Origin of the sequence: Roseobacter denitrificans OCh 114 (genome assembly GCF_000014045.1) — a bacterium.
Lineage (GTDB): Bacteria > Pseudomonadota > Alphaproteobacteria > Rhodobacterales > Rhodobacteraceae > Roseobacter > Roseobacter denitrificans.
Genome location: NC_008209.1, coordinates 2,334,689 through 2,360,429 on the forward strand (window position 1 = coordinate 2,334,689; position 25,741 = coordinate 2,360,429).

29 protein-coding genes are annotated in these 25,741 nt (G+C 57.0%); 17 read left to right on the forward strand and 12 right to left on the reverse strand.

All coding sequences use genetic code 11. The features are described 5' to 3' along the window. The first annotated feature begins 14 nt into the window (after nucleotides 1–14). Both glp and RD1_RS11260 read left to right on the forward strand, forming a co-directional pair. On the forward strand, nucleotides 15–1,298 hold the full coding sequence (gene glp, locus RD1_RS11255; RefSeq protein ID WP_011568631.1) for a molybdopterin molybdotransferase MoeA: 1,284 nt from the start codon (nucleotides 15–17) through the stop codon (nucleotides 1,296–1,298). Between the two features lie 26 nt (nucleotides 1,299–1,324). Continuing rightward, complete coding sequence (locus RD1_RS11260; protein WP_342751910.1) at nucleotides 1,325–1,828, forward strand: DUF2478 domain-containing protein; 504 nt, start codon at nucleotides 1,325–1,327, stop codon at nucleotides 1,826–1,828. A 305-nt stretch (nucleotides 1,829–2,133) separates the two neighbouring features. Here the strand turns inward: RD1_RS11260 and RD1_RS11265 are convergent, their stop codons facing one another. Together RD1_RS11265 and gdhA are read right to left on the reverse strand one after the other, a co-directional pair. After that, nucleotides 2,134–3,753, reverse strand: a complete 1,620-nt coding sequence (locus tag RD1_RS11265) for an acetolactate synthase large subunit (RefSeq protein WP_011568632.1) — start codon at nucleotides 3,751–3,753, stop codon at nucleotides 2,134–2,136. Beyond that, nucleotides 3,750–5,099, reverse strand: a complete 1,350-nt coding sequence (gene gdhA / locus RD1_RS11270; protein WP_011568633.1) for an NADP-specific glutamate dehydrogenase — start codon at nucleotides 5,097–5,099, stop codon at nucleotides 3,750–3,752. The genes RD1_RS11265 and gdhA overlap by 4 nt, the downstream gene beginning before the upstream one ends. A gap of 149 nt (nucleotides 5,100–5,248) precedes the next feature. Between gdhA and RD1_RS11275 the strand changes: the two genes are divergently transcribed. The 4 genes from RD1_RS11275 to RD1_RS20685 all read left to right on the forward strand — a co-directional run bounded on the left by RD1_RS11275 (nucleotide 5,249) and on the right by RD1_RS20685 (nucleotide 7,974). Beyond that, entirely contained in the window at nucleotides 5,249–5,977 is a 729-nt protein-coding gene (locus RD1_RS11275) for a Crp/Fnr family transcriptional regulator (RefSeq protein WP_011568634.1), read from the forward strand. A gap of 39 nt (nucleotides 5,978–6,016) precedes the next feature. Further along, nucleotides 6,017–6,493, forward strand: coding sequence for an MgtC/SapB family protein (locus RD1_RS11280; RefSeq protein WP_011568635.1), 477 nt, complete (start codon nucleotides 6,017–6,019; stop codon nucleotides 6,491–6,493). Between the two features lie 67 nt (nucleotides 6,494–6,560). After that, nucleotides 6,561–7,451, forward strand: a complete 891-nt coding sequence (locus tag RD1_RS11285; RefSeq protein ID WP_105880246.1) for a mechanosensitive ion channel family protein — start codon at nucleotides 6,561–6,563, stop codon at nucleotides 7,449–7,451. 382 nt (nucleotides 7,452–7,833) lie between these two features. Continuing rightward, complete coding sequence (locus RD1_RS20685) at nucleotides 7,834–7,974, forward strand: entericidin A/B family lipoprotein (RefSeq protein WP_342751907.1); 141 nt, start codon at nucleotides 7,834–7,836, stop codon at nucleotides 7,972–7,974. Between the two features lie 263 nt (nucleotides 7,975–8,237). Here the strand turns inward: RD1_RS20685 and RD1_RS11290 are convergent, their stop codons facing one another. After that, nucleotides 8,238–8,825 carry an exopolysaccharide biosynthesis protein gene (locus tag RD1_RS11290; protein WP_105880247.1) on the reverse strand — a complete coding sequence of 196 codons (588 nt, stop codon included), beginning with the start codon at nucleotides 8,823–8,825 and terminating at the stop codon, nucleotides 8,238–8,240. A gap of 366 nt (nucleotides 8,826–9,191) precedes the next feature. On the opposite strand from RD1_RS11290, the gene RD1_RS11295 reads away from it, so the two are divergent. The 3 genes from RD1_RS11295 (at nucleotide 9,192) to RD1_RS11305 (ending at nucleotide 12,021) form a co-directional block, all read left to right on the forward strand. Continuing rightward, nucleotides 9,192–9,581, forward strand: coding sequence for a hypothetical protein (locus tag RD1_RS11295; protein WP_044033098.1), 390 nt, complete (start codon nucleotides 9,192–9,194; stop codon nucleotides 9,579–9,581). Nucleotides 9,582–10,072: 491 nt separating this feature from the next. Further along, on the forward strand, nucleotides 10,073–11,086 hold the full coding sequence (locus RD1_RS11300) for a PRC-barrel domain-containing protein (protein WP_011568642.1): 1,014 nt from the start codon (nucleotides 10,073–10,075) through the stop codon (nucleotides 11,084–11,086). A gap of 485 nt (nucleotides 11,087–11,571) precedes the next feature. Next, nucleotides 11,572–12,021, forward strand: coding sequence for a ferritin-like domain-containing protein (locus RD1_RS11305; RefSeq protein ID WP_011568643.1), 450 nt, complete (start codon nucleotides 11,572–11,574; stop codon nucleotides 12,019–12,021). Nucleotides 12,022–12,333: 312 nt separating this feature from the next. Here RD1_RS11305 and RD1_RS11310 read toward each other — a convergent pair whose 3' ends face one another. From RD1_RS11310 to RD1_RS11320, 3 genes are read right to left on the reverse strand one after another with little or no spacing between them, the layout of a single operon-like run. Beyond that, entirely contained in the window at nucleotides 12,334–14,079 is a 1,746-nt protein-coding gene (locus tag RD1_RS11310) for a sensor histidine kinase (protein ID WP_074958780.1), read from the reverse strand. Nucleotides 14,080–14,088: 9 nt separating this feature from the next. Beyond that, the gene (locus RD1_RS11315; RefSeq protein WP_044033099.1) at nucleotides 14,089–14,637 is read right to left on the reverse strand and encodes an RNA polymerase sigma factor; all 549 of its coding nucleotides are present in this window, start codon (nucleotides 14,635–14,637) and stop codon (nucleotides 14,089–14,091) included. After that, on the reverse strand, nucleotides 14,634–14,807 hold the full coding sequence (locus RD1_RS11320) for a NepR family anti-sigma factor (RefSeq protein ID WP_105880355.1): 174 nt from the start codon (nucleotides 14,805–14,807) through the stop codon (nucleotides 14,634–14,636). The genes RD1_RS11315 and RD1_RS11320 overlap by 4 nt, the downstream gene beginning before the upstream one ends. Before the next feature lie 99 nt (nucleotides 14,808–14,906). Here RD1_RS11320 and RD1_RS11325 point away from each other — a divergent pair, with 99 nt between their 5' ends. Beyond that, on the forward strand, nucleotides 14,907–15,719 hold the full coding sequence (locus RD1_RS11325; RefSeq protein WP_085978964.1) for a response regulator: 813 nt from the start codon (nucleotides 14,907–14,909) through the stop codon (nucleotides 15,717–15,719). A 146-nt stretch (nucleotides 15,720–15,865) separates the two neighbouring features. Here RD1_RS11325 and RD1_RS11330 read toward each other — a convergent pair whose 3' ends face one another. Then, the gene (locus tag RD1_RS11330) at nucleotides 15,866–16,516 is read right to left on the reverse strand and encodes a potassium channel family protein (protein WP_011568647.1); all 651 of its coding nucleotides are present in this window, start codon (nucleotides 16,514–16,516) and stop codon (nucleotides 15,866–15,868) included. Further along, nucleotides 16,516–17,982 (reverse strand): TrkH family potassium uptake protein, encoded by a 1,467-nt coding sequence (locus tag RD1_RS11335; protein ID WP_044033432.1) that lies wholly within the window; start codon nucleotides 17,980–17,982, stop codon nucleotides 16,516–16,518. The genes RD1_RS11330 and RD1_RS11335 overlap by 1 nt, the downstream gene beginning before the upstream one ends. 138 nt (nucleotides 17,983–18,120) lie before the next feature. Between RD1_RS11335 and RD1_RS11340 the strand changes: the two genes are divergently transcribed. Beyond that, the gene (locus RD1_RS11340; RefSeq protein WP_011568649.1) at nucleotides 18,121–18,969 is read left to right on the forward strand and encodes a formate/nitrite transporter family protein; all 849 of its coding nucleotides are present in this window, start codon (nucleotides 18,121–18,123) and stop codon (nucleotides 18,967–18,969) included. 57 nt (nucleotides 18,970–19,026) lie between these two features. Here the strand turns inward: RD1_RS11340 and RD1_RS11345 are convergent, their stop codons facing one another. Beyond that, entirely contained in the window at nucleotides 19,027–19,242 is a 216-nt protein-coding gene (locus RD1_RS11345) for a DUF2945 domain-containing protein (RefSeq protein WP_011568650.1), read from the reverse strand. Nucleotides 19,243–19,354: 112 nt separating this feature from the next. Beyond that, a complete protein-coding gene (locus RD1_RS11350; RefSeq protein ID WP_011568651.1) occupies nucleotides 19,355–19,624 on the reverse strand; it encodes a DUF7218 family protein in 270 nt (89 codons plus the stop codon). 145 nt (nucleotides 19,625–19,769) lie between these two features. Between RD1_RS11350 and RD1_RS11355 the strand changes: the two genes are divergently transcribed. Continuing rightward, a complete protein-coding gene (locus RD1_RS11355) occupies nucleotides 19,770–21,107 on the forward strand; it encodes an MATE family efflux transporter (RefSeq protein ID WP_011568652.1) in 1,338 nt (445 codons plus the stop codon). A gap of 69 nt (nucleotides 21,108–21,176) precedes the next feature. Here RD1_RS11355 and RD1_RS21160 read toward each other — a convergent pair whose 3' ends face one another. Then, the gene (locus tag RD1_RS21160) at nucleotides 21,177–21,335 is read right to left on the reverse strand and encodes a hypothetical protein (RefSeq protein ID WP_011568653.1); all 159 of its coding nucleotides are present in this window, start codon (nucleotides 21,333–21,335) and stop codon (nucleotides 21,177–21,179) included. A 253-nt stretch (nucleotides 21,336–21,588) separates the two neighbouring features. On the opposite strand from RD1_RS21160, the gene RD1_RS11360 reads away from it, so the two are divergent. Then, nucleotides 21,589–21,798, forward strand: a complete 210-nt coding sequence (locus RD1_RS11360) for a hypothetical protein (RefSeq protein WP_143090274.1) — start codon at nucleotides 21,589–21,591, stop codon at nucleotides 21,796–21,798. A 7-nt stretch (nucleotides 21,799–21,805) separates the two neighbouring features. After that, entirely contained in the window at nucleotides 21,806–22,189 is a 384-nt protein-coding gene (locus tag RD1_RS11365; RefSeq protein WP_011568655.1) for a DUF4112 domain-containing protein, read from the forward strand. Nucleotides 22,190–22,323: 134 nt separating this feature from the next. Here RD1_RS11365 and RD1_RS11370 read toward each other — a convergent pair whose 3' ends face one another. Beyond that, nucleotides 22,324–22,578, reverse strand: coding sequence for a hypothetical protein (locus tag RD1_RS11370; RefSeq protein WP_011568657.1), 255 nt, complete (start codon nucleotides 22,576–22,578; stop codon nucleotides 22,324–22,326). Between the two features lie 130 nt (nucleotides 22,579–22,708). Between RD1_RS11370 and RD1_RS11375 the strand changes: the two genes are divergently transcribed. The 3 genes from RD1_RS11375 to RD1_RS11385 all read left to right on the forward strand — a co-directional run bounded on the left by RD1_RS11375 (nucleotide 22,709) and on the right by RD1_RS11385 (nucleotide 25,617). Continuing rightward, nucleotides 22,709–22,897: a PLDc N-terminal domain-containing protein gene (locus RD1_RS11375; protein WP_044033433.1), complete on the forward strand. Its 189-nt coding sequence runs from the start codon at nucleotides 22,709–22,711 to the stop codon at nucleotides 22,895–22,897. 70 nt (nucleotides 22,898–22,967) lie between these two features. Then, on the forward strand, nucleotides 22,968–24,092 hold the full coding sequence (locus RD1_RS11380) for an AI-2E family transporter (RefSeq protein WP_011568658.1): 1,125 nt from the start codon (nucleotides 22,968–22,970) through the stop codon (nucleotides 24,090–24,092). Beyond that, a complete protein-coding gene (locus tag RD1_RS11385) occupies nucleotides 24,076–25,617 on the forward strand; it encodes a phospholipase D family protein (RefSeq protein ID WP_011568659.1) in 1,542 nt (513 codons plus the stop codon). Before RD1_RS11380 ends, RD1_RS11385 begins: the two co-directional genes overlap by 17 nt. The last annotated feature ends 124 nt before the right edge of the window (nucleotides 25,618–25,741 follow it).

Consider the following 25,741-nt stretch of genomic DNA (forward strand, 5'->3'; position numbering starts at 1 on the left):
GAGCGGGGCCTATCATGACATATCTTCCAAGGGACATGCCCACTGGCTGTGGGTGTGATGACCTTAAAACCACGTCCAAATGGATCAGCATCGACGAAGCCTTTGATCGGATATCGCGTCACGTCTTCCCCATCGCGCGCGCGGAAACGCTACCGATCCAAAATGCGAAAGGTCGTGTGCTTGCAAATGAGGTTTGCGCCAAAGGCGACATGCCGCGCTTTGACCACGCTGCCATGGATGGATACGCGGTCGACAGCACAGCATTTGCAGGCGACGGGCCATGGCTGTTTCCGGTGACGGGTCGGATTGCTGCGGGCGATGCTCCTGGCACAGGATGCGCCTCTGCAGATGCCTGCCGGATCTTCACCGGAGCGCCGCTTCCTGAGCGGTATGACAGCGTGATCATGCAGGAGAGGGCAGAGAAAATCGGAAACCTGATCCGGTTTGATACCCGTCCGGAACCGCGCGAAAACGTGCGTCAAAGAGGGGAGGAGTATCAATCAGGCGCTGCAATCCTGTCGGCGGGCACAGTCCTGACACCGGGCGCGATCGCGGCCTGTGCCTCTGCCGGGCACGGGAAGGTCACGGTGCACAAGCGCGTGCGCGTGGCGCTCATCGCAACCGGGTCGGAGGTCGCCACACCGGGAATGCAGGAGTTGGAGGAAGGTCAAATCTGGGACGTCAACACGCCGATGCTGCACGCCCTTCTGTCCCGCCCGGATGTCGATCTGAACGATATCATCCGGGTCAAGGATAGTTTGCACGACATTCGTGATGCCATGCAATCCGCCGCTGAAAACGCAGACCTCGTTGTCACGACTGGTGGTGTCTCGGTCGGTGATGAAGATCATCTGCATGGTGCCGTTCAGGCCGCAGGCGGTAGTGTGATTTTTGCAGGTGTTGCGATGAAACCGGGCAAACCCGTCACACTTGGACGGATCGGCAACGCAACATGGCTTGGGCTGCCCGGAAACCCCGGCTCCGCCTTTGTGACATGGTCGATCTTTGGCGAGGGCGTTCTGAATGCGCTGTCCGGACGGCAGCGGACAATGCCGAAACGCCGCCATGTGCTGTTGGGACATGATCTGTTCAGGAAAGCGGGTCGATGTGAGATCCGCGCCGCTTGCATCGTCGGTATCGCTGGCGATGGACGCGATGTCATCGAATGCACATCAGGCGGGACCTCCGGACAGGTTTCTCACTACGCAACGGCAGATGGCTTTGCCTTCCTTCCTTCCGAGTTGGACCAGATGCCGGCGGGCACGTTGGTCGAATTTCTTCCCTTTTGCACAAACTGAGAACTGACATGCACATCGCTTACACAATGGCCCCCGGGCGGGGCGACACCGACCTTCTCCTGCACCGGGTAGCGCAATCGATCATCAAGGCAGGGTATTGCCCGGCCGGCACGACCCAGATCAATACGGCGCGACCAGATGCAGGCCCGTGTGACATGGATGTCCTCGTCCTTCCGGGTGGGCCAACGCTTAGAATATCGCAGAGTCTTGGGCGCGAAGCGCGAGGTTGCCGGTTGGATCCGGAAGCGCTCGAAGCTGCCGTTGCTTTGGTTCAGGCAAGCCTGCCCGAAAGCGATTGTCTGATCGTGAACAAATTCGGTAAGCATGAAGCGGACGGGCGCGGATTTCGGACCGTGATCGCGGAGGCCTTGGCGCTTGAACTGCCGGTTCTGGTTGGACTGAATGCTCTCAATGCCGAACCATTCTTCGAGTTCAGTGGCGGAATTGCGGAAAAAATTGAGCCAAGCGCAGACGATTTAAAGCACTGGCTCTTGAGCAGTATGGCGTCGCGGCACGATGTCGCGTGTTGAGCCGTCTCGTGGTATGGGTCGAACGGCACTTGCGTGAACATAAACTTCACACGCTTTTGTTTTGTGCAGGAGGGGCCGGTTTCTCTATGTGCCCAGACTTTGGCCGCAACTGTTGCGACAATCGGCTGGGCGTGCTCGCTGATCGGCTTTATTGCGCTGACGCTCGCCCCGGGGACATGCCAAGGGCGGTTCAGACGTCCCCGGCGCCCAAACGATCCATGTTGAAACACCACGCCAGTTACTTTCCGCGCGGTTTAAAAAAGACAGGCGATAAGACCGCTGCTCAGGACGCAATGACACAGGGTTCAGACAGGTGAACTGTCTTTCTTCAGCGCATCGCCGTAATCGATCGGGAGCGTGATGAGTGTCAGACCTGTACGTTGATCCTCCAGCGCCGTTTCAAGTGTTTCGAGGGTTTCTGTGCGAATGTGCTGCCAGCCGAATGACGTTGCCAATGAATCCCATTCGGGGTTGCCAAACGAAAGCGGCGTGTGGCCGCCGGTGTCCGCTTGCTGCTTTGCCTTGATAAGCCCATATCCCTTGTCTTCGAACATGACCACAGTCAGCGAAAGACCCAGCCTGTCAGCGGTCTCCATCTCCTGGACGTTCATCAGGAACTCCCCGTCGCCACAAATGGCCATAACCCGGCCATGGCGGCCAAGGTGGGCCGCAGCAATGGCGCCGGGCAGGGCGAGGCCCATCCCCGCGAGCCCATTTGGAATGATGATCTGATTGGGCTTGCGCGCTGCAAGGTAACGCGCGACCTCCATCTTGTGAGTGCCCACTCCCGACACCACGAATGTGTCGTGCGTCAACGACGCCTCGATCTTGCGCAGTACATCTGCGGGATGCAGGGCGTTGTCATCAGACCCATGATGCCGGGTGCGCTGCTCAGTGATCTCTTTGCGCACGGCGACGATCCGGTCATCCTCTTCCCACGTCCTGCCATCGAGCCCCGCGGTCAGGCTACGCATGGTTTTTGCAACGTCACCTGCAACATCGCCACGGATAAACCAGTCGTGTTCCAGCGCGGCGGGATTTTCACCCACATGCAGAACCGGGATTGCCCCGCCTGCTGTGATGCTCTGCGGGGGGACTTCCACGGGATCAAAGCCGACGGCGATGATGAGATCCCGGGTCCGGAACGCTTTGTCGATATGGTCTTCGAAGGGCTGTCCGACACAATGCAGATGAAGCGGATGATCTGCGGGCAAAATGCCCTTGGCCATGAAGGTCGTCGCGAGCGGTATGCCCGTGGCTTCGGCGAAAAGCTGAACGTCATGCCCGGCGCGCGCGCGGATGACCCCGTTCCCTGCAACGATCATCGGGTGTTGCGCTGATTTCAATATCTCGAGTGCGTCACCGATCGCCTTGGGAGCCGCCGTTGCGGGTAGCGGTTCCGGGGCGCTCTTGGGTCGTGCGTCTGTTTGCTCACCGGCCAGATCCTCCGGCAGCGACAGATGCACCGCGCCGGGATGGGGGTCCTGTGCGCGCCGCAAAGCCTCGGCCACAAGGCCGGACACTTCATCTTTGTGCATCAATGTCCGGCTGAATTTGGTCACGGGTTTGAAGAGCCGTTCAAGATCAATCAATTGATGTGACACGGTTTTGCCGATCCGCTCTCGTGCGCCCTGACCTGTGACAACGAACATGGGGGCATGATCCAGTTGAGCATCCGCCACGCCGGTTATCAGGTTTGTGGCGCCCGGACCCAGTGTCGCAAAACACATGGCAGGTTTTCCGGTTATCCGCGCGTGCACGCTTGCCATGAATGCCGCGGCTTGCTCATGTCGCGTCAGGATGACCTCAATCCTCGAGGCTTCCAGAGCCTGCATAAGATGTGTGTTCTCCTCACCCGGAACGCCAAAAGCCGCAATGACGCCCGCTTTCTCCAAACTTGCGACGATCAATTCTGCGATGTTCATGCCGCTGTCCCCAAAGCAGTGACCGCATCTGCGACACGGCGATAGGCTGCGATGTTCGCGCTGCGGGCGTAGTCAATGGTTTTGCCGACACCTGCTTCTTCCAGAAGGCGGGCGTGTATATCGCCCATGAGCGACTTCAGTTCGGCGTCAATCTCTTCTGCACTGTTGAAACGGCGGTGCGCGTTCTGGCTCATCTCAAGACCTGAGATCGCAACGCCGCCCGCATTGCTGGCCTTGCCCGGTGCATACATCAGGCCTTCTGTGCGGATGTGTTCCAGCGCCTTTGATTGCAACGGCATGTTCGCACCCTCCGCAAGCAGGGTGGCGCCTGCTGCGCAGATATCTTTGGCGGCCTTTGCATCCACCTCGTTTTGCGTGGCGCAGGGCAGGGCGATGTCGTGCTCTGCCACGCTCCACGGCGTGCTACCCGCGTCAAAGGACAGGTCAAGTGCTTTCGGGGGGTCGGAAATGTCCGCGCCCTGTGCCTTGCGGTCGCGCACCCATGTGATGGCGTCATGCGACATGCCATCGGGTGCATGCAGTACACCCGACGTGTCTGACAGGCAGACGACCTTGGCTCCTTCGCATGTTGCCTTTTCCGCTGCATGGGTGGCCACATTGCCCTTGCCGGAGATCACGACCCGTTTTCCGTCAAGAGCACTGCCGGACTGCGCCAGCATGGCTTGTACGAAATAGATCAGCCCGTATCCCGTGGCCTCGACCCGCATGGCACTGCCGCCAAAGGAATGTCCCTTGCCGGTCAATGCGCCATGGGATGCGCCACTCACCTTCTTGTACGTCCCAAAGAGCCAGCCGATTTCGCGCGTCCCGACGTTAATATCGCCTGCGGGGACATCCACGTCCGGCCCGATGTAGCGGGCAAGCTCCAGCATGAAGGCTTGGCAAAAGCGCATGATCTCGGCATCGCTGCGCCCGTTCGGATCAAAATCAGAGCCGCCTTTCGCACCCCCAAGCGGCAAGCCCGTGAGCGCGTTCTTAAAGACCTGTTCAAAACCGAGAAACTTCAGAACCGACGGATTGACCGACGGATGAAACCGCAAGCCACCCTTGTAAGGCCCGATGGCGTTGGACGTCTGGACCCGCCAGCCGCGATTGATCTGAACATCCCCATGATCATCCATCCACGCCACACGAAAGCCGATCACGCGGTCGGGTTCGGTCAGCCGCTCAAGCACCTTGGCATGGCTCCAGCGCGCATTGTTTTTTTCAACCGCCATGACGTCCCGTGCCACATCGCGCACCGCTTGAAGGAATTCAGTCTGTCCTGCGTTGCGCGCTTCGACCCTCTCCATCAGATTATCGGTCAGCTGCTCTTGCCCTGTCATTTTTGTCCACCTTACTCTTGATTGCCCGGTCAAACGCGGGTGGTCCGTGAAAAGTTCCGCATCGTTCTTCTCACAAATGCAAAACGGCTTTTTGGGAACAAACGCCCCGAATTGGCGTTGAGACCTCACAGGAAGTGGAGGAACACCCTATGGTTACGGACTGCAAGAACTGTCCGTTACGACAGCATGACCTTTTTCAGCCAATGTCAAAGGAAGAGGTTGAAAGAACGCAGAAATTCAAGTCCGGCGAACTGTCTGTCGATGCCGGCACACCCATTTTGATGGAAGGCTCGAATGCGCCGCAGATATACACGGCACTGCGTGGCATGGGGCTGCGGTACAAGATCATGCCGGATGGGCGGCGGCAGGTGGTGAACTTTATTTTTCCCGGCGACTTTATTGGTCTGCAGGCGGGTCTGATCGGGGAAATGGGGCATTCCGTTGAAGCGTCGACGCATATGAAACTATGTGTTTTTGACCGCAAAGACTTCTTTGACTTTTTTCGAAACTCCACGTCGCGTGCCTTCGATGTGACGTGGCTGGCCGCATCAGAAGAGCACTTTCTGGGCGAAGCCCTTGCAACCGTGGGACAAAGGACGGCACTGGCGGGGGTGGCCTGGGCCTTGACGCAGCTTTTCATGCGCGCCGATGCGCGAAACATGGTGCAGAATGACACGATGCCTTTGCCGTTTCGCCAACAGGATCTGGCGGACGCGCTGGGGCTTTCATTGGTACATACGAACAAGACGCTCGCCCGCCTGCGCGAGCGCCAGCTTGCCAATTGGTCCGACCGCAGGCTTGTGATCCACGATCTCGAAGAACTTGCGAAAGTCGCCGAGATGGAACTGAACGATCTCAGGCCGAGGCCGCTGATCTGATGCGTTGCATTTGCGAGTCGCGCACCAAAAGGAAGCGCGATGTTTGAGGTCAGCCAATCCGAATTCATGGTGCGCCTTGTGGTTGCAGCACTGTGCGGTCTGCTTGTCGGGATCGACCGCGAGATCAGGCAAAAGCCACTGGGCGCCCGCACCTACGTTCTGGTCACAGCCGCCTCATCGGCATGGGTCATGGTGACGATCAATTTCTCCATCGACGCAGCAGAGGCGTTCCCTGACCTCAACAGTGATCCGACCCGGGTAATTCAAGGCTTGATCGGTGCGATCGGGTTTCTGGGGGCAGGGGCCATCATCACACAAAACAATTCGGGCCGATTGCGCGGCGTTGCCAGTTGGGCTGCGATCTGGGGCACCGGCGTGATCGGAATCGCCTGTGGGCTTGGGTATTTTGCGCAGGCGTTCGCCGTGTCGTTCCTCTTTTTCGCCGTGCTGAACATATATGATGCAGTTGAACGCGTGTCGGATAAAACCGCCCAAGGGTCTGAACGCAACCGGTGAAGGCGCTTGTGCAGCGGGAACAAAGCACCGATCACCGCGTTCCCCCTCAAACAAGAGGAAGTTTCATATGTCTTGGGAAGAAATGCTGCGCACTGTCGAGCAACGCGTATTGGCCTATTGGGATGGGTTGATCGCGGCTGTGCCGAAACTTGGGGCTGCGATCATAGTGCTGCTCGTCACATGGGTGGTTGTTGCCCTTGTCCGCGCCTTCATTGCGAAGGTTGGAAGCAAGACGCGGATGCGGCAGAACCTGATTGACGTGTTGTCCATGCTGGCAAGCACGGGTCTTTGGCTGATGGGCATGCTGGTGGCGCTTGCCATCGTTTTTCCAACCATCACCCCGGGCAAAGCCCTGACCACCTTAGGTCTCGGCTCGGTGGCGATCGGTTTTGCATTCAAGGACACATTCGAGAACTTTCTGGCCGGAATCCTGATCCTGCTGCGCGAACCCTTTGCGATCAACGATTATGTTGAATGCGGGGACATCGAAGGCCAGATTGAGGAAATTACAATCCGCGACACGCATGTCCGCCAGACGGATGGTCAACTGGTCGTGGTGCCCAACCACATGCTTTTTCAAAACCCTGTCACTGTTCTGACGAACCGGGATTTCCGCCGCACCACCATCATCTGTGGCGTTGCCTATGGTGAGAACGTCGATGATGCGCGCAAGGTGATCGAAACCGCGGTGCGACGCGTTGATACGGTTCGCGATGACGTCCGCGACGTGCAGGTTTTTGCGCAGGAATTCGGGGCGTCCTCGATCAACTTTGAGGTGACATGGTGGACGGGGTCCAAACCCCTCGACATCCGCACCTCGCGGGACCAGGTCGTCGCAGGTGTGAAAGCGGCGCTCGACGAAGCTGGCATCGAAATTCCCTTTCCCTATCGCACGCTCACTTTCAATGAGCCGTTGCCCGTGCGCGAACAAGGCAGCAAACTGGAGGAGGCCGCGTAACGGCGGCTCTCACACAGGAGGTTTCTCGCGGCACGTGGACGCAAAACGGAGGATCCGACGGGTACTTCGTGGAACGCCGTCCTTGCGCATCAATGGCGCAACGCCAAGGTGCAGCGGCATTGCGAAAACAAATATCAAACTGGCGCTGGTGATGACCCTTGGCACCTGTCCGGCCTTGTAGGTCACAGGTGCAGTGCCTGTTGCAATGACATTCTAAATGCAGGCCCGGCGATCACAACGCATGGCGCGTGAACGGTGTTTGCATCGCTCTTTGGGTTGGCCGTTGTGCGGTAATTCTCCAAACGTGCTTGGGTGTCATGGGCGCTGATTAGCCAATCGTGCCTGTTTTCTGGAACCTTTCGCAGATTTGAAGGTTTGGGAAGTGAACAGTTTGAAAGGGAAAGAAATGTTTAGAATTATCGCTCTTGTCTTCGCTCTGACCGCACTGGCAGCCTGTGAAACAACAAAAGGTGTTGGCCAGGACATCCAAAACGCAGGTGAGGAACTTGATCAAGCAATCTAGCGTTTGCTGGCAGAACTTAATCGAAAACGGCTCCTGTTTTGGGGCCGTTTTTTTATGTGCAAGGCTGGGCAAGCGTGGTCATGCACGTACCCATCGCGCAGGATCGAAGTCGCGGCAAAGGCGCGGCCAGCCGGACTGTTGGTTGCTGACCCGACCCCGGCGCGCCAATCAACTGCATAATTCGGCAACACGAGGCGCCCCGCGGAATTTGGTTGTCAAGGAAAACACATCGGCAAGCAGCATTGTCCAACTGACACGCAGCCCTACACCAGCCAGACCAGCATGGTGGCGCATGTGCCAATCGTCAAAATGCCCATGGCAGCCCATAATCCATCACGCGATACAGCGGCGATACTGAAGAAGGCAATTGTTGCGGCCATGATGGATGATGAGAATGGAATGAGCTCAAGCACCGGCATTAACAATCCACCGATCAGAAAGAAGCTGAAAAGCAAGGTGCGTGCGGGGCCTGTCACCAGAATGTCGAAGCGTGGCGCGGTGTGGTTGTCCAGAAAGGATGAGCATTTCCTCAGAAATGACAAGGCGCCGGACAAACTGTCGTTGTTCAGTGATTTGCGGCTCAAGAACTTTGGAAGACGGACCCTGTCGCGCCCGCATAATGCCTGGGCTGAACTGAGCGCAATGATAAGACCACACACGGTTGCAAGACCCGGGATACCGCTGAGTGGGGTGGATGCAAGTGCGGCTGCCAGCAGAATGACAGTGAGGTGCGAGCGGCCGCCGACCGCTTTCGTCACCTCGCCTATGGTCGTCGTGTCGCCATGCTCACTGATGGAGCTAACGCGATCAATTGTATCGGTAAATTGGGTCTGCAGGTCATTTTCTGACATGGTAATGGTTCGCATTTTCCTATCAAATGAAAGCGTTTAGCCCGTCCGGTAACTGGAACGTCCGAGGGTTGAGAATGTTCCGGGGCGCTGTGGGGAGGTTTGCCCTGAACCCGTTTTGATACCTCTATCCCAACCCTGAAACGGGTGAATATTCCCGATGCCGGCACTCGGACATTTAATTTGGGATATATGCGAAGGCCAAACGCGTTTCGCTGTTCTGACGCCCTGCTTTGCCGGCTCGGACCACTGCGGCGTAAGCGCGTTTGCGCTCAGGTCGGGCGTTTTTCATCTGCATTGCTATGTCACAGTTTAATGCGCGCCTCTTCAAGCCGTTGGATAAGGGCTCTGCACATCTGGAGCGCTGGAATGAAAAACCATGTTGAAATCGCCATCATCGAATCTGATTTGTTCGTGTCTTCGGACATGGTTCATACCATTCATGCGGTGCTGCCATCGGCAGAGTGCAGGGTTTTCACCTCGATTTCAGAGGCGCGCGGCGCGTCCGTACAGCCCGCTGCTCATTTACTCGCAATTGTCTCTGCAACGTCTGACGGTGATTTTGTGGTGTCTCCAGACGATGCCCGATGGTTGTCTGAGCGAAAGGTAGTCGCCTTTGATTTTCGTGACCGTGTGGCGCGCTCCGGTTGGATCTACCTTGACAAGCCGTTTTCCGAAGAAGACCTCGCTGCCGCGGTGCTTGCTCTGTTACCATCAGGTTTGAGCAAACTGAATGGCATGACGCAGGAAGCGCGCTAGCCCGGATACCCTTGCCAGCCGCTGCTTTTTACGACCCCAATGCACTTGCGACTTGCGCAATGCAGGTGCTTGCCAGTCTTGCGCAACGATGTCGCAATTCCCTTTGAGCGCTGCCGGCCAGACACTGGTTTGTTGACCTCTCGATCCGGTTGCGGCGCATCAGTGCGTGCCGAGCAGGTCATCCTTGCGGCCTTGTTGGTGCAAAGGCTGGTCGGTCAGCGCATCTGTCAGCAAACCGCCCTCAGCCGCGCGGGCCTCGTCTGGCATTGATAAACCTGTAGCTGTCAACGCCGATTTGACAGCCCGCAGCAGGCGAACCCATCGTGACGAGTCCGGCGGCACCGACGCGGTAACGTGACATGAGTTCCGGCAAGGTTCCGCATCACTGTGCGTTTGGTGGTTTCAAGTTTCTTGGAACTTTTGCTTTGCCACAGAGGTTTAGCTGGTGAACGGCCCATATGTGGCCTCAAACCAACCTACGGAGGATTGAAATGAAAAACCTCATGACAACAACCGCTCTGGTGATCGCGACCGCCGTGCCCCTATCTGCCAAGGACACGACAAATGATCGTGTTTTCATGAACTATGGTGATGGCTATCTGGCCCCGGCTGAAATGCTGGCGTCCGACCTGATCGGTATGCCCGTCTACGCCAGTGAGCAAAAGATCACGGCAGATCGCATGACCCAAGCGCCCATGGACTGGGACGAGATTGGTGAAGTCGGTGACGTTGTGATGTCGCGCAACGGTGAGGCCGAGGCCGTATTGATGGACATCGGTGGCTTTCTTGGGATCGGCGAAAAGACCGTCGCAGTGAATTATGATCAGCTGCATTTCATGACAGCGCGCGACGGTTCAGACAGCTTCTTTCTTGTGGTGAACGCGAGTGAGCAGATGATGGAGGAGGCAGAACCCTTCAATTTCGAACAACTCGGTGCATGGACGTCGGCTGCATGGTCAGACGCCAAAGCGACCGCCTCTGCTGCGATGAACGACGCGTCCGAAGCGGCCGGTGACGCAGCCGGCTATGTCACTGGATCCGCCACGCAAGCCGTGGACAGCATGCAGGAAACTGCGGCGCAGACGACAGACAGCATCAAGCAGACCACAGAAAATCTGACCGAAGACGCGGCACAGACGGTGGAACGTGCTGCGGCATCAGTTGAACAGGCGGCCGGGGAGCTCGGCGCCCCAACCAACTTGCACGATGGTTTCGAGCCTGTCGATGCCCGCGTTCTGACCTCAGAGGATCTGACAGGTGCGGCGGTCTACGATATCCGCGCCGAATGGATTGGCGAGGTATCTGAACTGGTGCTGGATACCAACGGTCAGGTCGAGAAGGCCGTGATCGATGTCGGCGGCTTCCTTGGGCTGGGCGAAAAGCCGGTGGCGAAGGAGCTTGACAGCCTCACGATCACGCGCGCCTCGGAAGGAGATGAGGTCCGTGTTTACGTGGATGCAAGCAGGACCGAGCTGGAAGAAATGCCCGCCTACAGCGGCAGCTGAACCAAAGATTGTTAAGACAGTAACGAGTAACGCCCGGGGCCTTTTTGCTCCGGGCTTTTTTGCGGCACCAGCCCGGGGAGTTGGTGTTCCTGCAACAGGTGAGGGAACGGGTATCATGCGAAAGTGTCAGATCAATGTCGCGAACGCGCATGGCGTTTCGTCAACTCAACACCCTACCACTTTGTCACGATCCTTGAGGTGGCGCGTTTTACGGCACACGGATGGCCCGTGCTTGGGTGCGGTGCGAAACGGGTCCAGGTGCTGAACGCATCTTGCGGCGACATGCGCTTGGTTCTCTTTCAGTCAAATCGGGGCCCTTTACGTGCCCGCACAACACATTTTGACCAAACCTGTCGCAGCGCGTTGATGCCATCTGGCAGGCGTCGAAAGGCCAACCGCACCCTGGTTTTTATGGCTGGGGTCGGAACGATTCAGATCGTCAGGGGTTCACTTGATGACGTTAGGCAATAACAGAGGAATGGATTATGAATAAGGAAAACACATCATTTCACGTAGGCTCCGACGCGGAGCGGGCCTTGCAGACGCTGATGACGCGGGTCGAGGACGTACGCCAGGGAATGGAGCGCTTGGTTGAAGAGGCCAAAGAGGATTTCGAGCCAGTCGCCGAGGAATTTCGCGAGCTGCACGAAAAGCACGCGGCGCAATTGCGCTCAAAACTCGCTGAGCATGGGTTTGATGTGGAAGAGGGTGGATCCTTCATGGCGAAGGTACATGAGACAGTCATCGCCGCGCGGTCACATTTTTCTCATATCGATCAGAACATCTTGGCCTCGGTTCGCAATGGGGAGCAGCATGTTCTGAACGCATTCGATGATGCGATCAACAAAGTCGAAAATGACACGTTGCGTGACGCGTTGAAGAGCATGCGTAGCGAGTTACGTGACTGCGTAGAGCGCACGCGCAACTTGGGCTGAACGAAACTGTTCTGGTTGGACCGGGTCACACATCGCGTCGCTGCGAATGTGCGGCTTGGATTTTTGAAAGAAATGATACGATTGCAGACAAGGCTTCGGCGCTTGTCGGCAATAAAGGCATACCCCCGCCCGAGTAGTTTGCCTAGGTGGATACCCTGATTTGCAGTGTCCGGGAGCCACAGTTTTCAGCAAAATGGCCGCGTGCTGATGCCGCCATTTCCAACGGCGGTGCAGTATAGCGCAGAGCGTTCCATTGGCCTCGACTTGCCAACAATTCCACGCCCGATAGATCAAACCGGGCCAGAGCAGCGCTCAGTCCTCTTCGGCGCGCTTCTCGACGAAATCACTCTCTTCAGGATTGAAAGCGCTGATGTTGAAGGTTGTGCTGAATGAATAGAGGCCGCTGTGATTTGAGGTTACGGCTTCGCCATCCAACTGGTGCGTGAAGGCGCGCAAGAGCTGCGATCCAAGTCCGGTCCCTTCATCATCATCCACCGTGTCGCCAACGGTGTTCGCAATCCTCAGGGTGGCCGTGTGTCTGCTGGTGCCATCCTCGTCATCCGTTGAGGTTGTCGATAAATCGACCGCGATAAATGCATTGTCACCGCCCACGTATTTCAACGCATTGGTGATTGCCTCTGAAACGAGCAAGGACAATGGCATGGCCTGATCAGGGTAGAGCGAGACAGGGGATAGATTGCATCTGATGTCGACATCGGACCCGCGCGGCAAACCGATTGCCACCCCTTGATTTACAATCTCCCGGACGATTTCAGACGCATCCACCCGGTCCATTGACTGTGCCTGATAAATTGTGCGGTGGACCGAGGCGAGCGCCATGACCCGATCCTGCAGCCGTTTTACAACAGTACGTGTTTCGGGGCTTTTTGCCCCCCTCAGGATCATGTTGATGATGGAATTGATAAGTTGTAGATTGTTTTTTACCCGGTGGTGTACCTCTTTCAAGAGAACATTCTTTTCATGCACGGCGTCTTCCAGCTCGGCTTCGTCCCGCACAATCGTTTCGGCCATGGCGACGATATCAACTTCCAGATCGTAGAGTTCGCCCTTCGCCACGATTTCGCCGGCAGGAATTGTCCGCGTATCCCGAAAGCTGCGCACCTGCGTTCGGAGGCGCTTGATCCCGCGGATCACCAGTAATTGCATGATCAGAAAAATAACCAGCACGCTGCCCAGCCACATAAGTGCGGCGAGTATGATGGTGCGCCAGTATCCTGCCTCACCCTGCAACAACGCAGCATCCGTATTCCATGTTCCCAAGGCATAGGCGTTTCCTGCCGTCAGGGGGACGAAAGCATAGGTGCGTTCGATCTCGTTCGCCGATACGGCCGTGAAAGTGTATGGATCGTCGGCGATGAGGTCTTGCAGATCCACATTGTCGGGCAGGGAATCTCGCGCTGTTGCCAACACGCGTTCTGACGTCAGAATTTCGCCTTTGTCACTGAAGGTTATCAGCCCAAGCGGGCGATCGCCTCCGAAGACTTCGGTTGTCTCGAAACTGGCATGCGGGACGTGCAGACGGAGATGTCCGACGTAGCGGCCCGCTTCGAAGGCCGGTGTTGCGATCACAAGCACTGACGCGTCGGGGTTTTCCGGATCACGTTTGACATAGAGGCCCAACCGCTCTTCAGCGACGAATTCGGCAAACTGCGCATTATCGTCATAGGCGCCTGTCTGGCCTGAATGGCATCCGGCAGACCCTGATGCCGGTGTGAACCCGGCAAAACTGTAAAGCGCGCTGCCTTGCTCGAAGCTTGCCATGACGGACCGGCACGCTGCCGGATCGTCTTTCAGTGAGTGCGCCGTGTTGCCCATCGCCGCGGCAGCACCGATCGCCCGTTCAATGATGCGCCGCTCGCGCGCGGCCGCCTTTTCAGTGATGGCGAGCAGCGCGCGCTCTGCTGTATCGCTCTGGTTTTGAATGATGCGGTCTGTCTGCCAGATCGCGATAAGCCCCAGAGGCAGCAGTGCAAGCGTCACAAAAGCCATGGCGCGTGCGGCAAGCCCCAGCCGGGAAAAACGGTTCTTCAGGCGCACGCATTTACCTCATGCAGCCGTCACACCCGCCGCGACAACTGCGACCGTGTGGGCGTCCGTAAGCTCCATGGGTTGATCCTCATTGACATCCATCAGTTCCGCCAGCCGTTTGCGGCCACGGTTCACGCGGCTTTTTATCGTACCGACAGCGACGCCGCACATTTCTGCTGCTTCCTCGTAGGAAAAGCCAGAGGCCCCCACAAGTAACAGAACCTCGCGTTGTTCATCGGGCAGTTGCGTGAATGCGGCGCGAAAATCCGTCATGTGCAGACGCCCGTCATGTGCGGGCTTCTCAGACAATTGTTCAACCATTGCACCTTCCGGGTCAGCGACCTCGCGCTTGGCGCGGCGACGGTTGGAATAATAGGTGTTGCGCAGAATGGTGAAAAGCCACGCGCGCATGTTGGTGCCTGCCTCGAACTTATCGATGTTGCGCCAGGCCTTTTCGATCGTATCCTGCACCATATCATCTGCCATCGCCGTGTTCCGCGTCAGGCTGAGCGCGAAGGCCCGCAGCGTTCTGAGGTGCTCAACGATCTCGTCTCTGGGATCTGTCATACTTTTTTGCCGCCGCTGCTGTTGTCGGTTGATGCATCTTTTGCGCGTAACTGTTCGATCAGATTGGTGAACCGGTCTGGAATGTCGCGCTCTATTTCTTGTTGAAAGATCTGCTTCAGGTTCTTGTCTATGAATTCGGAGGTCTTGCCTGCCTGATCGTCCCGAGCCATAAGTGGGATCCTTTCGAAAAATTTGATGTGCACATGGGAACCAAACGCGCGTCCGGTGCGTTTGGTTCCCATAGAATTCAAAAAAAGTTGGAGATGTCGATGCCATACGAAGCAACTGCCGATGATCTTGCCGAGAAGGTGGGCCAGCAACTTCCCTATCTTCGCCGTTATGCGCGTGCGCTGACGGGCAGTCAGGAGACAGGTGATACCTATGCCGCAGCAACGCTTGAGGCACTGCTGAGCGATGCAAGCGTCTTTGACCATGCAGCCCACCCCAAGACCGCCCTGTTCAAGGTCTTCCATGTCATCTGGCATTCCAGCGGTGCGCCCACAGGTGCGAAGGACAGCGAACTTTCCGCAGCGGCCCACGCCCATCTTGAAAAGCTGACGCCCAATAGCCGTGAGGCTTTGCTCATGACGGTGATCGAGGGGTTTTCTGCCGCGGAGGTCGCGCAGGTCACATCAATGAGCAAAGAGGACGTCAACGCTTTGTTGCAATCCGCATATGATGAAATGAAAGCCTCGGTCGCGGGCAGGGTCATGATTATCGAAGATGAATCGCTGATCGCGATGGATCTGGAAAACATGGTGACCGATATGGGGCATGAGGTGACCGGAATTGCGCGGACGCACAAGGCTGCCGTCACGCTTGCAGGGCAGAAAGAGCCGGACCTGATCCTTGCGGATATTCACCTCGCTGATAACTCGTCCGGTATAGACGCCGTAAAGGAAATCCTCGGCGATCTTGGCGACCGGCCTGTCATTTTCATCACCGCCTATCCGGAGCGGTTATTGACCGGGGAGCGCCACGAACCGGCATTCATGATCGCCAAGCCCTATACCGAAGAGCAAGTCAAAGTGGCGGTGAGCCAGGCGATGTTCTTTTCTTCCACCGAAACGTTGAAAGCCTGAAGCGTGATGGTAGGAACCTGAAGTACGCAACGCGGCCTGAAGTCAGATATTTCAACGCGTTACGTGGTGCTTGGTGCTTCAGGTGTGTCATCAGACATGCCAGACCAGAGGGTGCCGGTCCCTTGTTTCAAGGGACCAGCGCATGTTCACGATGTGGCGAACAACGCCTTGAGGTCTGCAACGCGGTCTTCGTGAACCGCAAACAGAATATCTTCACCCTCGCTCACAACCGCATCCGGGTCAGCAAATTTTTCGCGGTCCTCATGCACAATGGCGACCGCCCGACATTCATCGGGCAGATCCAGTTCCGACAGGCTGCAGCCACTCAATTGAGACGTCACGGACAGGCGCAAGAGCCTCAGATCACCAGTGAGGTTGGTGTCGCGCGCCAATTCGGTGTCTTCCTCCAGCGCACGGCAGATGCTACGGGCGACGGTGACATGGGGCGTTATCGTGTCTTTCAGATCCAGCTCAACGCAGACGTCCAGCAATTCCGCTTCCACGATTTGCGGGATGACCCGCCCAAACCCGACAGAGCGTGCAACGAGCGCGGTCAGAATGTTGTCATCTGAGGCATTGGTCAGGGCGACCAGGACATCGTTTTCCTCCGCGTAGGCTTCTCGCAGGACCTTGGGCGAAGATCCATCGCCCTGGATCATGCCGCAATCCAGCCGATCCGTGAGAGCTTCCAGTTTCTCACGGTTCTTGTCGATCAAGACGACCTCATGACCTTTGTCGATGAGTTGTTCAGCGGTTGCGACCCCGAATTTGGAGCCTCCGACGATGACAATACGCATTATTTTCTCCTGTGATGTGGGATGTGCCAGGTTCTGGGCAAGACAAGCAGCAGCACCGCGACAAACTCCAGCCGGCCCAGAAGCATTGCGAAGGTTGTCGCGATTTTGAGCAGGGCAGGGTTGTCAGCGCCTATGACGCCTGTGGACAGGCCGACGGTTGAAAATGCCGACACCGCATCGAAAAGAGCAGGCAGTGGCGGATGGCCATGGGCGAGGAATAACGTCCACAAGCTCAGCACGAAAACGGAGTAAAACAGGAGCAGCGCCAATAGGGCGATCAATTGGCTTTGTTTCAACACCTGCCCGTGTTCCCGCATGGGGGCCACGGCGTTCACTGGCAACCTCGGCCCACGCGCGGCATGCTGACCCGTGCGCATCAAGGTCAAGAAACGCGCCAGTTTTATGCCACCGGCGGTTGATCCGACATCCCCCCCGATGGCCATGACCGCAATGAAAAAAACAAGCAGTACCGGTTCAGTGGGCATCGCGCCGATGGAATAGCCTGCCGTGCTGATGGCACTGAGCAAATTCCAGGCGTGAACGTAATAGCCGGATCCGCCTAATACCCAAACGCATATGCAGAGCGTCAGAACGCAGCCCATGGACCAAAGCGCCATACGTTGCAGCGAGCCGGTCAACCATGCGTTGGACCAGTCTCTCTTGCACAACAGCGCGACTGCGAGCAATGATACCGCGCCGCAAAGAGATGCCGATATCGTCAGGCCCTGCGTCATCGGCGCATAAGATGCGACCGAATCCGGCAGATACGCAAAACCGCCGGTAGAAACAGCCGACAGCGTCAAGAGCAGGCCTTCGGGTACGGATCCGATACTGGCCGAGATCGCAGCGCCGAAAACCAGGGTAATTCCTGCATAGGCACCCAGAAGCTGGCGGGCGTGCGTGCGCGTCGATGATATGAGATCGCCGTCATCCATGTTGACCTTGCCGAGTTTTCGCGCGGTAACACCGGGCCCTATGAGCATGGCAAGGACGGCAGTTGCCATCGCAAGCCCGCCGCACCACTGCATCCAACTGCGCAGCAGGTGACCTGCAAATGGCCATGTGTCCGCGTTGGTCGCAACCGAAAGGCCGGTTGTTGTCAGAGCGCTCATACCCTCAAAAAGCGCATCAACTGGAGGCATGCCGAGGGTCATGAAAGCCGGTATCGACAACACGGGCGTCAGAACAAACAGCAGCGCCAGCACAACGATCGCTTCGACCTGCCGTAAATCCTTGGGCAGAGCGGTTCGTGCGACAGCAAGCGACAGTCCGCCGCCCAGAGCGGCTGGCGCCAGCAATGCCAGCACAAGGCCCCAGGCCAATTCAGAGGCGGCCCATACCGTCGGCGGCAGAAAAACAAGGGGCAACAGGACGCCGTGCTTGGCCAGCGCCAGCGACACGCGGGACAGCCGAGCGGATTGCAAGACCATTTCTGCACCTGACTTGCGTGTCACGGATTTTGTCATGATGCCGCCATCGCTGTCGTTGCGCAGGAAGAGGAAAATAAAACCATGTAGGAGCAACACGCATAGGGCGCGGATTGTTCCGTCCGGGAACAAAACCGGGTGCAGGCGCGTATGTCATCTTTGAATGGAGGAGCCCCAGTGACCGAGCTTACCGAGCAGTCCCGCGACCTGACGCGCAAGGAAGAAGAGAAAGAAGCGGTTGAAGAGGCCGCTGGTCTTTCTCCTCTGCTTGTCTTTGAGACGATCCGACGCAATGGCGAAGAAGAACTGGAACGCCCGATGCGTGCCCTTTGGTTTTCGGGCATCGCAGCTGGTTTGCTGATCTCTTTTTCCGTTTTGGGCGAGGCGACGTTGCGCGCGTATCTGCCTGATGCCCCATGGCGGTTCATCGTGGAGAATGCGGGTTACAGCCTCGGCTTCCTGCTCGTCATTCTGGGCCGGATGCAGCTTTTTACCGAAAACACCATTACGACGGTGGTGCCGGTCACGCTCAACCCGACCCGCCGGGCACTACGCCGCACCCTCAGGCTGTGGGCGGCTGTTCTGGCCGCCAACGTGGTGGGTGCGTTCCTGATCGCGGGCTTTTTCGCCTATGCCGGCGTGCTTTCAGATGACGTGTTTGTCGCCATGACAGACCTCAGTCACCACGCGACAGGCATGCCTGCCATGGAGGGGCTGATGCGGGGTATCCCCGCAGGTATCCTGATCGCCGCGCTGGTGTGGATGTTGCCATCATCCAAAGGCAGCGAGGTCGCCGTCATCACTTTGTTCACATGGCTCATCGCTTTGGGCGATTTCACGCACATCGTGGCGGGATCCGTTGAAATGGCGTTCCTGCTCGTTCAGGCAGAGATGGGGCTTGCTCAGGCAATCTTTGGCTTCTTTATTCCGGTATTCATCGGCAATGTTCTGGGCGGTACGGTCATCTTCACCATGCTGACATGGGCTCAAGTGCAGCCTGAAGTCGAAGCGCAGGACGCAGATTGAGAAAAAGCCGCGCCGGTCAGATCCGGCGCGGCCTTGTCGATAGGGGGGCAGAAATCGCTACGATTTTTCAACCTCGGAGGCGGATTTCAAAACTTCGTCTCCATCCTCCTGTTCGATCAGAAAGGCGGGGCAGTCAGCGTCTGCCTTTCGTGTGACGTCGGATCCCTTGATGGTTTGAGTGACGTCTTCTGTAAAGCGTTTCGTCACTTTGCCGCGTCCCTTTCCGTTGCCCCAATTCCATTGGACGTTGTCTCCGACTGATATCTTGGACATTGCGTTCTCCTTTCGTATCTGAAGCGTCATGGGAAAAACCTGAATTGCGCAATGCTGCCTGAAGCCATATATTTCAACGCGTTACGTGATATCTGATGTGTCAGGTATTTCGTCAGACGCTCTCATCGCGCAACGCGCGGATGAGTTCTTCCTTGGTCATGGTCGATCTGCCGGAGATGTCCCGGTCGCGTGCAAGCGCCATCAGATCGTCTTTCGTGCGCGCTTCATAACGGGGCGCCTTGCCGCCTTTTTCAGACGGCGACATGGTGTCGTTGGCCTGAGCGTTGGCGATCGCTGCGGCCTTTGACTTGGACGCGCCATCCGCGCGCAAGGCCTCATAGGTGTCATTTTTCTTGATCGACGTTGTGTGTTTTTTGCTCATACGGTCCTCCGTTTGAGCAACTAACGTCGGGGCCGCTCACAAGTTCCATGATGGAAGATGTGGAACAAACCCTATCGTTCAGAGTTCCTGACCGTCGGTGGCGTTGTGGTGCCACCGTGAAATGAACAACAGTTTGGAATTTTTCATGGCATCCAGAGAATTGACAAGCGGGCCGGTGTGGCGCGCTTTGATCGCTGTATCTGCACCGATGACCTTTGGCATTCTGGCGGTGCTCAGCGTTGGACTGGTCGATGCGTTCTTCCTCGGCCAGTTGGGAAACGCGCCGCTGGCGGCCGTCGGTTTCATTTACCCGCTGACAACCGCGCTGACGTCGCTGTCGATTGGTATGTCAGCAGGCGCCAATGCCGCCATATCGCAGGCCGTGGGTCGCGGCGGATCTGACGATCATCCGCAGCGCCTTGCAATACACGCAGTGGCTGTTGGGCTATTGCTGTCTGTCGCTGTTGCGTTGGGCTTTCTATTTTCCGCGCCGCTGTTGTTTTCGTGGATGGGTGCATCCGATCAGCCGTTGACGGAGGCGGTGTCCTATGTGCCTTTCTGGTCATTATCGTTCCCCTTCCTCGTTGTGATGATGGTGGTGAACGCGATTTTTCGCGCCTATGGCGATGGGGGGACATCGTCATTGATCATGATTGGGTCTGCACTGGTCAACATCGCGCTTACCCCTTTGTTTATTTTTGGCTGGGGTCCTGTGGCCGGAATGGGAACCGAAGGCGCAGCACTTGCTACGGCAATCGGGCGGGGATTGGGGTGCACGGCCGCGATTTACTGGGCGTGGCGCACGGGAGTTCTGGCGATCTGCGGCGATATGCTCAAGGGCATCGCCTTTTCCCTGCAGGAGATATTCAAGGTCGGTTTGCCCGCCGCATTCTCAAACGCTATCAATCCCGCCGGTATCGCGTTGGTGACGGCTGCCGTGGCGACCCTGGGCGATGAGGCCGTCGCAGGTTTTGGGGCCGCCACGCGCATCCAGTCGGTTGCGGTCGTCGTTCTTCTGGCGCTTTCGGCGGGGATCGGTCCCGTCGTCGGTCAGAATTGGGGGGCAGACAAGCAAGAAAGAGCGCAAGCGGCTATGCGTATCGCATGGATGGCCTGCGTTGCCTATGGGCTCTGCCTGGGCGTTGTCATGGCCCTGTTTGCCGATCAGCTCGCGGGTCTTTTCGCGCAAGGGGACGCCGCAGCCTATGCTGCGCAATATCTGCGGATTGTCGGGTGGAGCCTGTTCGGTTACGGGATCGTGATTACCACGAATGCCGCAATGAACGCGCGGTCCAAGGCGGGATATTCCATGGGTCTGAGCATCGGGCGCATTTTTTTCGTCTACGTGCCCGCGGCGTGGGTGGGTGCGCTCTTTCTGGGGTTCACGGGGGTATTGTTTGCGGCGGTAGCGGCGAACCTGCTGGCCGTTGGGGCCGCGTATTTCTGTGCCCGGAAAACAAAGATCGTGACTGCACTGATCTGAGGGTCGAAAACGAACAACGCCGCCCCCTTGTATCAGGGGCGGCGTTGGGATTGTGCGCTCAGTAGCCGCTTAATCCCTGGTGTCGGGTGCGTCCTTGGCGAGTGTCGATTTTGGTGCTTCGTCATCCTTCATTCGTTTTTCTGTTCTGCCCTTGCTGACAACCGCAAAAATCAGGACGGCGCTCAGCGTGATGAGAAATAGCAAGCCGACGAGATACGTCGTATCCATTGTGATCTCCATTCGTTGTGCCAGCCTGTGCCACAGTGTGAAGGTTTAGCGGGCTGGTCGTGCATCGTTACTGTGCTGCGATCCATGCGACAGCATTGGTGCGCGAACATCGCAGAACGTCTTGTTCTTCGAACGCGACGGGCTGCACAGAAGTTCCCTGAAATTTTTGTTTCCCAAGTCTTGGTAAACAACGCCGGAACAAAAGCCCCCCCGGGACGTTCATTGGGCAAACAGCCTGATGAAAGGAAATCATGTGAAGACGACATCGCAAACCGTGAAATATCCGCACCTGAAAGGGTCAGAACAACACATCCCGCTGAAGAAGCAGAGGGATCAAGAACACGTTGGCGACGATGCGGCCAAGACAGCGAAACTGGACGAAAAGGTCGCAAAGGTCGTGGACAATTCTGAAGCGGACACTCAGATCGCGGACGAATTGCGCGATCTGGCGGAAAAGACCTGAGCCCGCCATGCGCCAGTATTCAATCCATCGCGAACATCTGGATCGTCTGGAGCGGCTGGAGCGGCTGGCCAAACGGTTCGACAGCCGGTTTCGCATGCCACTCATCGGCGTCAGATTTGGCTGGGATGGTATCCTTGGCTTTGTGCCGGGGATCGGTGATGTGGCGACAACGCTGCCAAGTGTGCTGATGATCTATGAGGGTACGAAGATGGGAGTTCGCCGCAGAACGCTGATGCGGATGGGGCTGAACACCGGCCTCGATTTGACCGTTGGCGCCTTTCCTTTGTTTGGCGATGTGTTCGACCTGCATTTCAAATCGCACCAGCGAAACATTGGCCTGCTGCGCAAAGATGTCTTGCGACACAAACACATTCGATCTTTCCAGTCATAGCCTGACATTGCTGATCAAATCAAAAAGTCCGCCGCGGATGTGTTCCGGGCGGATTTTTTTATGGGCGCGGCGTATCAAAAAATGCACCGCTTCATCTCGAAGCGGTGCATGGTGTATTTTAAGGTCGCAGGTGTTTATTGATTATCGGCGACGCGGTTGTCTTCTTCTGGTGTCTCGATCTCGATTTTCGGCACCTCCATAGTCACCTCTTCTGTGCCCAGCTCGATGTCACCGGTTTGCACGTCGAATTCGGGCACGTTGCCTCCCTCGATGGACAGATCCACCTCGGGGAGCGAGGCTTCTTCTGTCATGTCCACATCGACCATATAGATGCCGAAACCGATTGCGGCCGCAGCAGCGACGCCAGCGATGATAAATCCAGTACGCATTTTTAAAACTCCTCTTTGGTTCTGCCCATTCAACGAACGGGTCCAAAATCAGTTCCTGATATTTTCTTTGGAACAATGCGGGCATCTCGTGGGTTGTCCGCTCAGAAGCTCACAAATGGAGGTACACATCATGGAATATGGAATTCTCGGACTGCTTGTCCTGATATTGAACATCTACGCAGTGGTCAAAATCTGGACCAGCGGTGCAGCACTGGGTGGCAAACTGCTCTGGACGTTGTTGATTCTTGTTCTGCCGGTCATTGGATTTATCATCTGGTTTTTCGCAGGGCCACGGGGGGCGACACGCGCAACCGTGTGATCACCCCAAACAGCACAACCGGCGAGCGCAGTCTTGCGCCGCCGGTATTTTTTTGAGCAGGAGGACACTCATGGACCACCCCGAGCCGGCGCTTGATCGTCCGACAGCATATATTGCCCGCGTGGTTTTGGTGGTGGTCGGCATGGCTGCGTTCGTGTGGCTGATGAAGGCTGGCACACATATCTTCATGCCGCTGATCTTTGCTCTTGTGGTCGGGGTGGTCTTTGCCCCGCTCACCAACTTTTTCCAGAAACTGGGCGCTCCGCCCGTCGTCGGGGCGCTGGCCGTCTTGATCATCGTGATGTCGAGCATCATCGCAGGTGTCTATATTTTCTATCCGGTCGCGGCAGAGTTCGCCTTGCGTATTCCGATCATGTGGCTCGAACTGCGCGATGTCATCAGCGGCTTCAGAACGACCATAGAAAATGTTGAAAACATGCAAAATCAGGTCGCGCAGTCTTTGGCGCCCGGTGCCTCACCGGAAGAGGCCACCGCGAGCGCTGTCGAGGTCTCTGTTCCATCCGTCACGGACATCCTGAGCCACCTGCCTGCCTTTGCCGCGCAGATCATGATTTTTGTCGGTATTCTTTACTTCTTCCTTCTGACACGGATCGAGCTTTACAAATACGCGGATGTTTCATCGCTCTCTATCTCCGAGGAAATTCTCTACCGTGCCGAAGCAGATGTCTCTCGCTATTTTCTGACGATCACGGGGATCAACGTCTCCTTTGGGGTGCTCGTTGCGCTTGTTCTCTCCGCCTATGGGATGCCCAACGCGATCTATTGGGGGGTCGGCGCGTTCCTTGTAAACTATGTGCTTTATCTTGGTCCGATCAGTTTTGCGGCGGTTCTCTTGCTGGGCGGATTCGTCGTATTCGACGGGCCGATGAGTTTTTTGCCGGCGTTGACCTATATCTTAATGAACATGACTGAGGGGCAGTTCGTAACCCCCAGTTTGGTGGGCAAGCAAATGTCTGTGAACCCTTTGCTGGTCTTCTTATCGCTCGTATTCTGGCTTTGGATGTGGGGGCCGTTGGGCGGCGTGATCGCTATTCCGCTCTTGGTGTGGTTTCGCCAGGTCAACAAGGAGATACGCACGGCACTGATGCGGGAGCCGACCGTTGACAACAAACCAAGCAGCACCGACACAACAACAAGAACGGATGCAGAGTTAGACTATGGCCCGGCTGAATAACCTACAGATTTTGATAACGGCACAGGAGGGCTACCGCGCCCTCGAAGCCGCCGTTCTGAGTGCCGAGACCCGGATTGATATGGGGTTCAGGGTGTTTGACCCAAGGATGGCTTTGGTGTCCGACGAAGCCGCAAGGGTTGGAACGCAGTGGGTGGACCTCTTGCTTGCCAAGCTCGACGACGGCGTTGACATCACAATTCGCATCTCTGATTTCGATCCCGTTGTGCGTCCCGAACTGCACCGCACCAGCTATAAAACCCTCAGTATCATGACCGGTATTGCAGAGATGGTCAGCGGTTCAGGCCGATTGCAAGTATTCGTTGAACCGCACCCTGCGCGTGTCGGTTGGGGGCCGCGCATCGCTCTGTGGCCCAAGGTTCAATCGCAAATCGGACAGACCTGCGACTGGTTGAATGGTCTGTCTGCGCATGCGCGTACCGAAATGCTGCGCTGCATGCCGCGGTTTCGCGGCTTTACCTATACCAAGGCGGGCCGCATTTACCCAAAGCGCCGTGATTTCCCACCCATGTTGCCGGTCACGCACCATCAGAAACTGGCAGTAATTGATGATAGGACTTTATACATCGGTGGCCTGGATTTGGACGAGCGCCGGTTTGACACCACGCAGCATGATCGTCCTGCCGAAGAAACCTGGCATGATGTCCATGTGCTTCTCGAAGACAGCGCGCTTGCACGATCGGCAAGGGATCACCTTGACCGCTTCTGTGCGGAATGTGCCGGTGAGCGACCCGTGGCCCCCCCAAAGGGCCTGCTGCGTACGCTGTCTGTGCGGCGTGAAAAGAACCAAGGGTCGTTATCGCCGGTTGTAAGTGACACCGGGATCATGGACCGAACGCTGGAATTGATCGGTCAGGCCGAAGACCTGATCTATCTGGAAAATCAGTTCTTGCGCGATCCGGTGATCACAAATTCCCTGTGCGAGCGTGCGCGTGCCCGGCCCAGGCTGGGGTTGCTTGTTCTTCTGCCTGCTGCACCGCTTGAAGTGGCCTTTGACGGCAAGACCGGCCTTGATCATCAATATGGCGAATATCTGCAGGCAAAGTGCCTTGGCCAGTTGAAGGAGGCATTTGGAGACAGGATGTACTGTGTCACGCCCGCGCGGCCAAAAGAGGCGGCAGGGAGCGGACGACCCGTCATCCACGGCGCACCCATGATTTTTGTCCACTCCAAAGTGTCGATCTTTGATGACAGGGCGGGGCTTGTGACGTCTGCGAACCTCAATGGCCGGAGCATGCGCTGGGACACCGAATTGGGGCTCGAAATCGACGACCCGGCGCAAGTGTCCCATTTGCGTAACCGCGTGATGTCGGCTTGGCTGGCCAAAGATGCTGGCCCGCACTACCGCGCTCCTCAGCTTGAAACGGTGGATCTGTGGCGCGCCCTGGCGCAGCAGAATGCAGCCTCGGTGCCAACTGAGCGTAGAGGGTTTTTGCTGCCCTACGATGTGTCCCGCGCAAGGGATTTTGGAACGCGTCTGCCGGGTATACCCGTCGAGATGGTCTAGAACCTCTGGCGAAATACCAGAAATATGACGTAACGCGTTGAAATTTTTGATTTCAGGCAGCGTTTCACGATCGAGGTTTTTCGCTTGGCGCTTTAGCCCCCTCACCAGATCGCGCCGTCATCCC